The sequence below is a fragment of the Bacteroides sp. OM05-12 genome (genome assembly GCF_003438995.1).
Taxonomy (GTDB): domain Bacteria; phylum Bacteroidota; class Bacteroidia; order Bacteroidales; family Bacteroidaceae; genus Bacteroides.
This window is the reverse complement of record NZ_QSUN01000006.1, coordinates 79892-93127: the sequence shown is the minus strand read 5'-3', so window position 1 is coordinate 93127 and position 13236 is coordinate 79892. Positions and strand designations below refer to the sequence as shown.

At 38.3% G+C, this 13236-nt stretch carries 11 protein-coding genes and 1 tRNA gene; 6 read left to right on the top strand and 6 right to left on the bottom strand.

Annotated elements, in window-relative coordinates:
* Nucleotides 1-51: 51 nt before the first annotated feature.
* A complete protein-coding gene (gene mgtE / locus DXB63_RS07620) occupies nt 52-1437 on the bottom strand; it encodes a magnesium transporter (RefSeq protein WP_122125810.1) in 1386 nt (461 codons plus the stop codon).
* 456 nt (nt 1438-1893) lie between these two features.
* Here mgtE and DXB63_RS07615 point away from each other — a divergent pair, with 456 nt between their 5' ends.
* The 5 genes from DXB63_RS07615 to DXB63_RS07595 all read left to right on the top strand — a co-directional run bounded on the left by DXB63_RS07615 (nt 1894) and on the right by DXB63_RS07595 (nt 7084).
* Nucleotides 1894-3321, top strand: coding sequence for a site-specific integrase (locus DXB63_RS07615; protein ID WP_122125809.1), 1428 nt, complete (start codon nt 1894-1896; stop codon nt 3319-3321).
* 230 nt (nt 3322-3551) lie between these two features.
* A complete protein-coding gene (locus DXB63_RS07610) occupies nt 3552-3857 on the top strand; it encodes a DUF3853 family protein (RefSeq protein ID WP_122125808.1) in 306 nt (101 codons plus the stop codon).
* Between the two features lie 505 nt (nt 3858-4362).
* Nucleotides 4363-4869, top strand: a complete 507-nt coding sequence (locus DXB63_RS07605) for a hypothetical protein (RefSeq protein ID WP_122125807.1) — start codon at nt 4363-4365, stop codon at nt 4867-4869.
* 100 nt (nt 4870-4969) lie between these two features.
* Nucleotides 4970-5386 carry a lipocalin family protein gene (locus tag DXB63_RS07600; protein WP_122125806.1) on the top strand — a complete coding sequence of 139 codons (417 nt, stop codon included), beginning with the start codon at nt 4970-4972 and terminating at the stop codon, nt 5384-5386.
* 666 nt (nt 5387-6052) lie between these two features.
* Entirely contained in the window at nt 6053-7084 is a 1032-nt protein-coding gene (locus tag DXB63_RS07595) for a DUF3871 family protein (protein WP_122125805.1), read from the top strand.
* A 254-nt stretch (nt 7085-7338) separates the two neighbouring features.
* Here the strand turns inward: DXB63_RS07595 and DXB63_RS07590 are convergent, their stop codons facing one another.
* The 4 genes from DXB63_RS07590 to DXB63_RS07575 form a co-directional block, all read right to left on the bottom strand.
* Nucleotides 7339-8337: a phage/plasmid replication protein gene (locus DXB63_RS07590; RefSeq protein ID WP_122125804.1), complete on the bottom strand. Its 999-nt coding sequence runs from the start codon at nt 8335-8337 to the stop codon at nt 7339-7341.
* A 311-nt stretch (nt 8338-8648) separates the two neighbouring features.
* A tRNA-Lys gene (locus tag DXB63_RS07585) sits at nt 8649-8721 on the bottom strand.
* A gap of 90 nt (nt 8722-8811) precedes the next feature.
* Nucleotides 8812-9615 carry an MBL fold metallo-hydrolase gene (locus DXB63_RS07580; RefSeq protein ID WP_122125803.1) on the bottom strand — a complete coding sequence of 268 codons (804 nt, stop codon included), beginning with the start codon at nt 9613-9615 and terminating at the stop codon, nt 8812-8814.
* An 82-nt stretch (nt 9616-9697) separates the two neighbouring features.
* The gene (locus DXB63_RS07575; protein ID WP_122125802.1) at nt 9698-11086 is read right to left on the bottom strand and encodes an MFS transporter; all 1389 of its coding nucleotides are present in this window, start codon (nt 11084-11086) and stop codon (nt 9698-9700) included.
* A gap of 112 nt (nt 11087-11198) precedes the next feature.
* Between DXB63_RS07575 and coaW the strand changes: the two genes are divergently transcribed.
* Entirely contained in the window at nt 11199-12059 is an 861-nt protein-coding gene (gene coaW, locus DXB63_RS07570; RefSeq protein ID WP_122125801.1) for a type II pantothenate kinase, read from the top strand.
* 63 nt (nt 12060-12122) lie between these two features.
* Here coaW and DXB63_RS07565 read toward each other — a convergent pair whose 3' ends face one another.
* Complete coding sequence (locus DXB63_RS07565) at nt 12123-12716, bottom strand: DUF4251 domain-containing protein (RefSeq protein WP_122125878.1); 594 nt, start codon at nt 12714-12716, stop codon at nt 12123-12125.
* Nucleotides 12717-13236: the final 520 nt, after the last annotated feature.

Sequence of the window (13236 nt, the reverse complement as noted above, 5' to 3'; positions counted from 1 at the left end):
GGTCCTTTGTTTACAAACTCCTATCGTTTGCAGACAAAGGACCGTATGTTCTTAAAGTAACTTTCCGCCCAGGAATAAAGCGGCGACAGTGAAGTAAATTATTAATCCCGTTACATCCACTAAGGTTGCAACAAATGGAGCTGAAGCAGTAGCCGGATCTAATCCGCATCGCTTCAGAATAAAAGGAATCATAGAACCGGATATTGTTCCCCACAATACAATAAAAATAAGCGAAACGGAAACACTGGCTCCTATCCATAACCAATATTCTCCATAATCGTATATTCCTGTTTTTTGCCAGATAAGAATGCGAATGAATCCTATCACGGCAAGTATTGTACCTAAGAGCAGTCCGGATAATATCTCTTTTTTCATTACATACCACCAATTCTTCAGTCTTAATTCGTCAAGTGCTAATGAACGGATAATTAAACTGGCAGCCTGTGAACCGGAATTTCCTCCACTGGAGATAATTAACGGGACAAAAAGAGCAAGCACTACCGCTTTGGATATTTCCTCATCAAAATATCCCATGGCAGAAGCCGTAAGCATTTCCCCTATAAAGAGAAGGACGAGCCATCCTGCACGCTTCTTTACCATTTCACCTAAAGATGTTTTGGTGTAAGATAAATCCAATCCTTCCGTTCCACCAAACTTTTGGAAGTCTTCCGTATTTTCTTCTTCTACTACGTCCAACACATCATCGACTGTAACAATACCTAATAGTGTACCGCTTAAATCCGTCACAGGCAATACCATTCTGTCATAGTCCTGAAACATTTTCACGGCACGTTCTTGATCCTCGTATGCATTCAAAGCTACGAAACGATTATCACACAGTTCCGAAACCTGTTGAGATGGTGATGCTAAAATCAACTCTTTGATTCGGATGTCATCAATGAGTTTCCAGCGTTCATCTACAATGTAGATGACGTCTAATGTTTCAGAATCACGTCCGAATTTACGAATATGATCCAATGCTTGCTGTACCGTAAAATAGGATTTTACTGCCACGTATTCGGGTGTCATCAAACGGCCGATGCTATCTTTAGGATAACCCAATAATCGGGTAGTAATCTCGCGCTCTTCATCTGATAGTAATTGTACCAAACGCTGACTGACTTCTCCCGGAAGTTCTTCGAAGAAGGCAGTTCTGTCATCCGGTTCCAAATCATTAAGCAGATTCGTAATTTTATCGACATTAGCGGCAAGACCTGTTACAATATCCTTTTGTCTGTCTTGCGGCAGATATTCAAACGTTTCTTTTGCCAGCTTACGCGGTAAGAGGCGAAATAGTAATATCTGATCTGATTTTGATAACTCATCGAAAACATCTGCTATGTGAAGAGGTTCCAGACAGTTCAGCTCTTCTTTTAGCAGTTTCCAGTTCTTTTCATTAAGAAGTTGTTGGAAACGAACATTGATTTCATTTGTCATATCCTTACAATTTACTCTTGTAAGGATACTGTTAAAGCCCTTACAAGATGGTTAATACTTGTGATTTACTGTAACTATACGGGCCTTCGTCCATGAGATTAAATATTAAATTCGTATTTTTAATTTTTTCGGCGGTAAAGATAATGATTCCGATTAAGAGATAAAGTTATCAGGCTGATTATTTTACCTATTTTAGCTTTTCCCTTATATAAAAAGAAAAAAGCCTTGAAAATCAAGGCTTTTATTCTTTATCAAGTACACCCTCAGGGAGTAGAACTGATATTTAAACTAATGACATTAAATACTTAACAGCACTCAATATCAGCATATTATATTATATATCCATATATTACATATTCACGAATTCTTAATAAATAGCATCAAAAAGAGGGGTAAAAACAACTTTTACCCCTCTTTCTTGTTGCTCCATTGTTTAATTTAAAATTTAATAGAAACATGAACATTAAAAAGAATCTACGGGTTTTCATTAAAGCCCGTAACAAGCAAATTATTTGCCGTGTTAAGTGGATGCAAGGTGAGATAGACTTCTATATTGGTTACTATGGTGACGAAGTAAAATGGGACAAAGCAAATCAAATACCGTTAAGAAATACCACCCATACGGTAGGGAAGCATAAAGCGACCGCATCAGAGATAAGCCGTGCTATTGGAAGCTATAAAAATGCAATAGAGGATGTTTTCAAATATTATGAAGGCATCCAGCATATACCGACAAAGGAGGAAGTCAAACTAATGGTTAATGAAAGGCTTGGAAAAGTCAAGGTATTAGTAGAAAACAAAAGCTTCTTTACGGTATGGGATGAATACATAGAAGCTCAAAAGAAGCAAAAGAACTGGGTGCCGAATGTGACAAAGAAATTCATCTCCTTAAAAAACATTTTGCGAAGGTTTTCTCCTGACCTCTCATTTCAGAACCTTACAGAAAACAAACTGCTGGCTCTCCGAGATTGGTTTGTTGAATATCGTACGGAAGATAAAAACGGAAAATTACAACATAAATACCGCAATACGACTATTAATAAGTACTTTGATTTTTTAGAATGGTTTCTGCGGTGGGCTGACGAGAACGGACTACTGATTCATCAGGAAACCTTGAAATTCAATACTTGTCTCAAAGAAATTCCGACCTCCGTTTCCTTCTTGACTTGGAAGGAGTTGATGCAATTCTATGATTTTCAATATCCGAGAAACAAGAAGAACTTGGAACTGGCAAGGGATTTATTCTGCTTCATGGCGTTTACATCATTACGTTACAGTGACTTGACATCACTCCGCTGGAGCGATATAGAAGGGAAGAATATGAATATCGTAACGGAAAAGACAGATGACCGACTACAAATAGCTTTGAACGACTGTGCTTTGTCTATCCTCAAGAAATACAAAAAAACAGAACAAGAAGGAGAACGGGTGTTTCCATCTTTATCAAATCAGAAACTGAATGACTACCTAAAGGAAGCTGCATTACTGGCTCAATTAAAAAAGAAGTGGGTTGATGAGTATTATATTGGAAACGAACGGAGGAGAGTTGAATACAAGTTCTATCAAATTATCTCCTGTCATGATGCACGTCGCACCTTTATCTGTTGCTCACTTGTTTTGGGAATCCCTCCCGCGGTTGTGATGAAATGGACGGGGCACCGTGATTACGCATCAATGAAGCCATATATAGAGATTTCAGAGGAGGCTAAGGCTGATTACATGAAAAGGTGGAATAAGCCGAAGGAGGACGTAAAAAGCCGTTTAATTAGTACATTGGAGGAATTGCTATCAGACAATGAAGCGATAGAAAAAGTCGAATGTCTTATGAACAGCTTACTGAATGATAGTAGCTCATGCTCTCACAAAGTGTCGGCAGGAATATAATCTAATATAGTGAATATTCCTGCCTATTATTTGGCTCTTAATCGATTCTATTTTATCTTTGCATTCAGAAAATGAAAGGTATTGTGACCGTGTAAAATCAGGGCTTTTTTATAGAGCCATGTTCGCATCATAGGTCTACTAAGACAGATTATACAGAAGGACTGCACCATACTCTTCTATAGTTGTAAATGCGGTGCAGAGATGAACGTAAATTTATTAAATGTTAAATAATGGACATTAACAAGCCCGTGGGGGCACTTACGGTTCAAGAACTTCTTGACATCTTACAACCAATTATTTCCAATCAGAATCCCATTCAGCCTGAAAGAACAGAGAATGTAAAACATCGTGTTTACGGGTTGAAAGGGCTTGCAGAGCTACTTCATTGCTCCATAGCAACCGCCAACCGAATAAAGCAGGAAGGTTGCATTGACAAAGCTATATCGCAGGTCGGACGGAAAATAGTTATTGATGCCGACCTCGCTTTGGAACTGATGAAAAGTAGTCGGAAAGCATATCTCCGAGCCAAGAGGTAAGATAGTCAAAATGGGAAGATAAAGCCGTTTCTCGGGTTTTGGGAAGCGGCTTTATACTTTTATCCCCCACGTAAAAAAGTGCCTATAAGCGTCTGAAATGTGGCTTACTGGCGTTTTTTCTATCTAAGAAAATATCTCCCCCCAATACATGTTGCTGTATATGCAAAAAACAAAGGCTTTTTTCTTGGCTGATTAGCTTTAATAAAGTAATTTTGCATTGCATTTCGTTTACGAGGTGCAGACATATTATAATAAAGAGCGTTTAAGATATTATCTTGTACTGGAATCTCGACAATTCTTTTACCCAAGATAATAAGCAAGAACGCTCACGCTGATGTTATATATCTGCTCTGCTTGGAGCAGTCTATATATCGTTTGGCGTGGGCTATTGTTTATTATTGGGTAAGGGCAGTCGAGAGCCTCAGTACAGTAATATTCAATGTTCCCACGCCTCTTCATTTTTAACAGCTTACAAGGGAGCAGGTAAGCATCAATCTAAAATGAAATGAAAACTTCAAGATTAATCGGTATGCTTCTTGTTTCTGTAACAGTGAGCATGAACTCTCTAACGTGCAACGCCCAAAGCTATAAAGGCTCTATTGAAGGCGGTAGAACTTTCCATACTGATGATATAGGAATGTTCAGTACTACTGATATTTACACCACGCATGGGGTTCAGCTTGGCTCCCACTTTTATATCGGTGCAGGTGCAGGTGTGCGTTTAGGTGACGACTACACTTCCATACCGCTGTATGGTAGCGTGAGATACACCTTCCTTAAAAAGAAAATCTCTCCGTTTGTTGATGCGAAAATAGGCTATAGTCTACTTGATGCGGCAGGATTCTATGCAAATCCGGGAGCTGGTGTGAATTGGAATTTTTATAAGACGTTATCTGTGTTTCTGAAAGTTGGGTATACTTATAATTCTAAGGCATACGGAGAAGCTTGGAACAAAGACGGTGATGATGTTTATCCGCATGGTGTGTCTGCTTCTGTAGGATTTAGTTTCTGATTAAAAAAGCATGCGACTTCATGTCGTGTTCCTCATGCCTTATTATTTGATAACGCTCCGAAAAGGAACATAGGAGCAAGAATAACAATCTATTAATAAAATGAAAACATTAAGAGTTATCGGAATGGCTTTGATAGCCGTAATTATGTGTGTGAACTTCGCAGCTTGTAGTGATGACGATGAAGATGATAAAAGTGGTGACGCTGCAAGTCTTGTCGGAAAGTGGAAGATAGAAACGACAGCAACAAATGGAGTAGCAGAAGAATGGGATGGCTATCCTTATTATGTTGTTACCGATACACATTTCTATTTTACAGATGAGGACGGAACAAAGTCTGATTACTGTACTTATACTTATAATGAAAGTTCAAAGGTGATGCATGGTAAATATGTAAATCAAGATACGAACTGGGATATGAAAGTGATATCTCTTTCTACTTCCACTGCGTCTTTCCAATGGGATGAAGAAGGAGACGGAAGAAAGATGATTACTATCAACTGTAAACGTGTACAATAAAGTTTTATAGCGTACAGCTTTTAAGTTAATACTCACTTGAAATAAAAAGAAAGTCGTAATGGAATGCTCTGTTACGACTCTTTTATTTTAGAGTAAGATTTTAAATTCATTCTACGAATTATCCTGAATGAATAAAAGATAAACTCATTAACAGACAGCCCACCTTGAAATACAATTTTCTTATACCTATAAGCACAAGAAGCCTATCCTTTAATATCCCCCCGCACTATTCGCTTTTAAAATTTTAATCCTCCCCCTTCCTAAAATCAATCTTGGCAAGACGATTCAAATTAACAGGCTTTTAACAAAAACTACATTATGGTTTCTGCGTATCTCATTCATTTTCCTTCAATACTACAACACTATTTATCAGGCTATCTTCTGTGAAATAACACAAAATAGAAAAAGACTAACGATAGCTGAAAAGCCCCGATACTTCAAGCATTGGTTATTAACCTGATTTTAAGAGAATGAAGCGATGAAAAAGCACTACTTTACTTTTTCATCGCTATACCTGATGAATTAATTCTCCCAATCCGTTCCAATATACTCCCAAGTCCATTTTATAACCCTGTCTGTATTCAGATAGGAACAATATACGGACGAGATACCGTTTAGCATACTTTCTATCCGTAAACCAATCAATAACCATTAATATTTATCAACATGGAAGCAGTAACCATTTTGCCGAATATGGCACAGCAAGAACCGAGAAAGACCTTAGGGCTAAACAGCTACGCAGACGATGCAGAAATCCTCTTAGACGAGCCGAAAACCGTCAAGAAGACAAATCACTTTATCGAAGCGAACACCTCGGAAATCGACCTGAAATCCCTCAAATCGGAATGTATCATTCCCGTCTTTGCGAAGGATAACGAACTCACAATTTCACACCCTGCATTCATTGAAACCGCCTATGATGCAGCCACTTCCTTCTTCAATGGAGAACGCATAGAGACGCCTGCTATTCAGGTTTCTCATGTAGTGAAAGGAAGAACACCCGAAGCGATACACAAGCCCGCAAATCAACTCTTAGAAAGCGACAAGACCATTTATTATGAACGGTGTGCATTCGCCATTGATATTCCTACAATATTCGAGACAGTAGGCGGCAACAAACTGAATCTCTCCATTGTAGGGGTACGTGCGTACAATCGTGAAAACCTGTACAGCAGAAAGACATTGGAACGGTTCAGCGTAGCTATCGGCTTTGTGAATCAAGTGTGTTGCAATATGTGCGTGTTTACTGACGGCTACCGTTCTCAAATAGAGGTCAGCAGTACAAAAGACTTGTACCGTGCTTTATTGGAATTGTTTAACCAGTACAACCCTGCAAAGCATCTGCATCTGATGCAGTCTCTTGGTAATACAGTGATGACCGAACACCAGTTCGTTACCTTGCTGGGGCGAATGCGGCTGTATCAGTGCTTACCACAAGGCTATCAAAAACGACTACCAAGAATGCTGCTGACCGATACGCAGATAAACTCCGTAGCAAGAACATACATCAGTGACGAGAATTTCGGTAGCTTCGGTAGTGAACTGGATATGTGGCGGTTCTACAACCTTCTGACTGGAGCTAACAAGTCAAGTTATATCGACAGCTTCTTAGACAGAAGTCTGAACGCTACTGAAATGGCGGTAGGAATAAGCAGCGCATTACATGGTGATGAACGATATAAGTGGTTCATTGATTGATGAACTCGATTGGGAGGAAAGAAGGGGCATGCTTTATGCGATGTCCTTTCTTTTAATCCTGATACTGATATGAAGTTCTGTTATGCAATCAGGCTGTTACCTGAACAAATTATACAGGATTGAAGATGTATGTAAATAAAGAAAGGATGATATGACATGAAAATTCACATCATATCACCCTTCCAAACTGATAGAGAACTAAGTAATTGAAGTCCTCTGAAATAAAGGAAACTTTCGCTTACTATAGAAGTTCTTTAAAAACCGTACATTTTCCTCATCAGTTCAAATGCTGCATCCAGTTCTTCAATATGACTGCTTTTCTGAATGAAGGATTGGTCGACACTGTTAGCCTCACTAATCACAGACCGTAGATAGTCAACCTGTCCAGAACTAATCCGTCCAGTCTTCTGTTGTTCGCTTATCATCTTCTCCAAGGGAACATATCCTTGCACCTTCAAGATGTATGCAACCAAAAAAATACGGGCGTCCTTTTTGCCTTTTACAGCTCGCAGGTCTAACTGCACATCATTGACCTTCTCTATTTTCTTGTACCGTCCATAGAGCATTTTAACAAGATTGGTAAAGAAAGTCTCGTTCAGCAACATATCAACTAAAACGGTTTCAGTTCCAAAGCGCTTTTTCCAGTCCTGCTTCCCATAGGAAAACCTTAATTCGATACGCAGTATATTTCCATTGAAACCACAATCGAAAAATTCTCTTTTACGCTTCATCTCTTTATTCTTGTCATATACATGCAAAAGAGTTTTAGACTGTTTGTAATAAAGAGAATCAGGTTCTTCCAGCCTATCATGCCTACTCAAACTCCCAAGTCGATTAAGATACTCCTTAGGTTTTTGAGATACGATAGCATTGTAGGCAACATCAATCCGCATCACACGAGCCAACCTTAAAGGTAAACACAACTTTTGCGAAAGAAAATCAATCGCTTGACGTGTTTCCTCCATGCTAAGACCTTGAACGTTGTTTCCTTTCAAATACTTGCATAGACTACCCATGATAACAATCTTTTCAGGATAGACAGTAATGCGGAGGTTTTCAACTGTTCCACAAATTTTCATATCATCAGAACCATAAGGAAGCGTTTTCAGACTTCCTGTGTCTAAATGTTGCGGAACACTTTTTTGAAAAGAAACATCGCTTTGCTGCTGATACAGCACCATTGTTATGGTATCATACGATACCATGTTCAGAACGGGTTTATCCATCCTGTTTCCAATAATTTTATTAACCATATAAAATGGATTAGATTTATTGAAATCTCTTTCACTGAATCCGTGAAAGTTCACTGAACATCTGCCATACACGCATACGCTTTACGTAGCATGGCTACTTCTGAAGAGTCTAAGAAAGAGAAAATAAAGCCTCACTAATAAGGCGTGAATCCTCTCTCATTGAAGTTTACAAGCGTTTTCAAGGTATCCAGACCATATCCATAACGGTAAGAGCTTGGATTACTCTTAAACAAGAAACCCACTCATCACCCCCATTAGAGGGGTAAATAGAGGGGTAATTCTTATAACTTGCTGGTTTTCAATACCATTTGTACACCCTCAGGGATTCGAACCCTGGACCCACTGATTAAGAGTCAGTTGCTCTACCAACTGAGCTAAGAGTGCATCTGTTTTTGTTTGCGGATGCAAAAGTAGAAGTTTTATTTTATTTTGCAAAACATTTTCTAATCTTTTTAGCAGAAAAAATACCCGGCATTATTCAAACTCATAAAGATCAGAAGGGATACTTCTCTTTAAAGCTATGACTTGCACGTCTTTACCTACAATAATTCCTTTATCCCGGAGTTTCCATTCTACCGTTTTAAATGCCAGTTCTGGATGATTATTGTCTTTACTGAGATGACAAAGCCAAATATATTTTATGTTCTCACAGAAATTTTCGGCAAGAAATTCTGCTGTCTCCATATTACTTAAATGTCCGTTGGGACCGGAAATCCGTTTCTTTAAATATCCGGGATAAGATCCCATCTTCAGCATTTCTTCATCATAGTTGGCTTCAAGGATAAGATAATTTGCCTTGCATATATAACTGGCGGCAGTAGGAGTGATGTGTCCTAAATCAGTAAGAAAAGAGAATGTCTTTCCATCTATTTCTATACAATAACCAATATTATCAGTACCGTCATGTGGAACTTCAAAGGCTGAGATCTTGAAATCTTTGAGGCATAGAGTTTCTCCTTTTTCTATATAATGTGCGCAAGTAGACAACTTTTCTGTCACACAATAGCTACGATTAATGCCCTCATGTACCTTGTGGGTAGAGTAGACAGGTATATTATATTTTTCTCCTAAACAGCCTACACATTTAATATGATCGGCATGATCATGGGTAACAAATACAGCATGAACGCTATCAAGCGATACATTTATATCTTTTAAGCCTTTCTTTATTGTGCGGATACCTATTCCTGCATCGATCAGTATACCGTAATTTTCTGTACCCAGATAATAGCAATTTCCACTACTGCCACTTGCCAGGCTTATAAATCTTATTTTCATCTGTAATAGTCGGATTATGAAAAAACCTTATGTAGCTAAGATGCCGCATAAGGTTTGCAAAAATACTAAAAAGAATGAATATTTAATCTATTTCTTTCTTCTTTTTATCGATGGATTCGGTCACTTTGGCAAATATCAATAAGGCTAAAGCTGCTATCAAACCAATGCCGGCAAAGTAGTACCAAATATAATGTGCATGAACACTGGCCGCTTGCCATGCTTCGTGACTCTCAAATAACATAGGATCCGGACAATACTTGGTCAACAGGATGCCTGATAATCCGAAACCCAGTATGGAGGACAAAAAAGAATCAAGGTGACTGAATCCCAAATACATACCTTCTTCACCTTTAGGAGCTTGCAAAGAGAAATATTCAAGATAGCGCGGAGAGATAAAACATTCCGCCAAAGCCTGTATCACAATACCTGCAACCATCATTAATGTGATATTACTTATCCCTGAAAACAAATCATTTCCCAGCATATTTCCGGCAGCCATCAATAAAGCTGATATCGGTATTAAAAACATTCCGATATTCATGGAAGTGACAGCGCTTCGTTTAGCCATCAGTTTGGTTATGAAACTTACGCAACATACCACAATAAAGGGATTAACATTGGCTATCCATCCCGGTTTTGCCGTTTCGCCGGCCATACGAATTACATATTTGGGCATCGTTGCATAAAGTTGCTGTTGAACCATCCAAAATCCTGTTATAATGAGAATAAGGATAAGCAGTCGCCAATTGCACATAATCCTTAAAAAGCCCCTGCCGATTTCACGCATACTTTTACCTTCTCCGGCATTGTGAGTAGAATTATAAAGTAAGATAACGGCAAGTAAAGCGATTAATGTCATGAATCCGGAGAAATAATTGATATAAATATATGCTTGTTCGCCAATGTAATTACGTAAAGGATCAATAATTGTTTTTCCGGTAAATGCTCCGATATTGACCATCATGTAGAAAATAGAATATCCCCGCGCACGTGTTGCCTCAGTTGTTTCTTTTGCCACTGATGCGGAAATGATAGACTTAATAAAAGAACCGCCTACCATAATAACAAATAAAACCGGTACAATCATCCATTTCTCGGAACTTTGCAAAAGCCCGCTAAAGCGGGTAGTTTCACCATAACTTACCAGCCCTGCGGCTTCCAGTAGTGTAGGCAACACTCCTAATCCAAAATAACCGACGGTAAGTAATGAGAAAGCGACAATCATTGATTTCTTAAAACCAATCTTATCGGCATATGCCCCGGTAAAAATAGGAAGTAGATAGAGTCCACCGGAGAAAAGGCCGGAAATCATGCTTGCTTCAAAATCATTAAAACCAAGAATATTGGAGAGATAAATCGTCAATACGATGAAGATGGCATAGTAAGCCATTCGTTCGAAAAGTTCTACCGTGTTTGCAACGTAAAAAGCTCTGGAAAAGCCTTTTGTGTTGCCTTTCTTTGGATCGTTCATAAATATGTAATTGCTATTTAGATTAAAATAATGAAGCAAAGATAGAAAATTTATTATTGTGAGAACAATAAACTTTTATCTTTGCAGTCAATATAATTAAAAGCATAGCATTATGGGTATTGTAATCGGTATAGATGTAGGAGGGAGTACAACTAAAATAATCGGTGTCGACAAGAAAGAAATAAAGCATCCGATGCTTGTTACTGCCACAGACCCGATAACCTCCTTGTTCGGCGCATTCGGTAAGTACATATATGATAATGGCATTAGTCTGAATGAAATAGAGAAAGTGATGCTGACGGGGGTAGGGAGTGCCTATGTGAACCAACCTTTATATGGATTGCCAACAGCACGTACTGATGAATTTCTCGCAAATGGATTAGGTGCTCATCATGGTTCTCGATTAAAAGACCTAATCGTTGTAAGTATGGGTACAGGAACATCTTTTGTGAAAGTAGAAGGGACGAATATAGAACATATAGGAGGAATAGGTATCGGAGGAGGTACGATTCTGGGACTTTCCCGACTATTACTTAAGACACATGATATTCGTCATGTAGTGGAAATGGCAAAGAAAGGAGCAATAGAAAATATAAATCTGCAAATACAAGACATATGTAATGCCCCTTTACCCGGTCTTCCACTGGACGCTACCGCTTCTACATTCGGCAAAGCAGATGCCAATGCTTCGTCTGAGGATATAGCCACAGGTATTATTCAAATGGTATTGCAAAGTATCGGGCAGTCGGTTATTCTTGCCGCATTGAACAGTTCTATTAAGGATTTTATTTTAATCGGTAATCTGGCTAAATTGCCACAATGTGCCGATATATTCCCAAAGCTGGAAGATATGTATCATTGTCATTTCCATATTCCGAAATATGCTGAATACAGAACCGCATTAGGAGCAGCTCTGGCATTTGTGAATCAACAGAAATATGAAGAAATCCGGGGAGAAAGAGCATTGGGATGATTTAAAAATGAAAAAGCAGAGTATCCGTAAACACTCTGCTTTTGAACAAATTATTATAAAGATTTAGAACAGGGATGTTCCTGTAAATACAGTGGATTGGTCATAAGGAACCAATATTCCACTAAATGTAAGTGTATTACCGCTAAAGTTCGGATTGACTGTCGCACTCACTTGATTTGTGCCTCCGGTCAGAACAAGGTCTACAGTGGCAGAGATAGCTATACCATTGATACTGAAACTATAAAAGATGTTACCATCTTTATCTTTATTCATTCTAACATCGGCAACAGAACCTTTAACAGTAACTCCACCTATACCGTTGGGACTATAAATGAAATTATTAAATGCAGTCTGTACAATACCTTGTCCGTTGTTTACCGAAATAAAGTTTGTATTAGAAGAAACAAAGCGCATAATTCCGTTTTTGAAAATAACATTGTTAGCTTCTACAACGAATGAACCGTCTTTCAGAGCTTGGATAGCATTTTGATACGCTATTGTATCTTGAATGGCTTCCAATGCTTTTTCTTGTTTTCTCTTTTCCTCTCTCGCTTCTTTACGGTCTTTTCTTTCCATGTCTCTTTTTGAAGTCTGAGCTTGTGCAAGTCCTGCAATTCCTACTAGAAACATTGCAGCTAAAAATAATACTTTTCTCATAATTAAGTTGTTTTTAAATATATAGGTAATCATTTTATGGTTAGAACAGAAAAAGAGATGAATTGTTTACATCGCACATTCACTTGTTTGTTATCTTAGTATATTTTTCTTTCTATTTCCGCTTTTAAAGTGGCGTAAAGAGCAGTGAAAATAAATTTGATTCTTTCCCCGAAAAAGGATGGAAAAGTTTGGGCTCACCCGATATTTGTAGGGGATGAACCCGGATATTCCTTTTTTTGTATGCTTTCAGTGCAACAATTACCTATAAGCTTCATCCTTCAGTTTGTCGATTTTGCATTGATACTGAATGAGTTATCCTGAATGATGGAATCATTCAGCAGATATACTCATCATTCATTATCGGCTGAACCTTTTCTCTAAAGAAGGTTCAGGATAACACGCTGATAGTCAAACCTAAATTCGCAAACTGAAAGATTGAAGGTTATTTGAGGGTAATTCGTTTTTTACACTGTATTTCACTTATAAACACCTTGATGTTTTTTAAAAACATCAGGTTGAT

Bases quoted from the DNA above. Each gene is read 5' to 3' on its own strand.
- DXB63_RS07580 (WP_122125803.1), bottom strand. From the start codon at position 9,615: ATGAAAATAAGATTTATAAGCCTGGCAAGTGGCAGTAGTGGAAATTGC.
- coaW (WP_122125801.1), top strand. From the start codon at position 11,199: ATGGGTATTGTAATCGGTATAGATGTAGGAGGGAGTACAACTAAAATA.
- DXB63_RS07610 (WP_122125808.1), top strand. From the start codon at position 3,552: ATGGACATTAACAAGCCCGTGGGGGCACTTACGGTTCAAGAACTTCTT.
- DXB63_RS07595 (WP_122125805.1), top strand. From the start codon at position 6,053: ATGGAAGCAGTAACCATTTTGCCGAATATGGCACAGCAAGAACCGAGA.
- mgtE (WP_122125810.1), bottom strand. From the start codon at position 1,437: ATGACAAATGAAATCAATGTTCGTTTCCAACAACTTCTTAATGAAAAG.
- DXB63_RS07600 (WP_122125806.1), top strand. From the start codon at position 4,970: ATGAAAACATTAAGAGTTATCGGAATGGCTTTGATAGCCGTAATTATG.
- DXB63_RS07605 (WP_122125807.1), top strand. From the start codon at position 4,363: ATGAAAACTTCAAGATTAATCGGTATGCTTCTTGTTTCTGTAACAGTG.
- DXB63_RS07565 (WP_122125878.1), bottom strand. From the start codon at position 12,716: ATGAGAAAAGTATTATTTTTAGCTGCAATGTTTCTAGTAGGAATTGCA.
- DXB63_RS07575 (WP_122125802.1), bottom strand. From the start codon at position 11,086: ATGAACGATCCAAAGAAAGGCAACACAAAAGGCTTTTCCAGAGCTTTT.
- DXB63_RS07615 (WP_122125809.1), top strand. From the start codon at position 1,894: ATGAACATTAAAAAGAATCTACGGGTTTTCATTAAAGCCCGTAACAAG.
- DXB63_RS07590 (WP_122125804.1), bottom strand. From the start codon at position 8,337: ATGGTTAATAAAATTATTGGAAACAGGATGGATAAACCCGTTCTGAAC.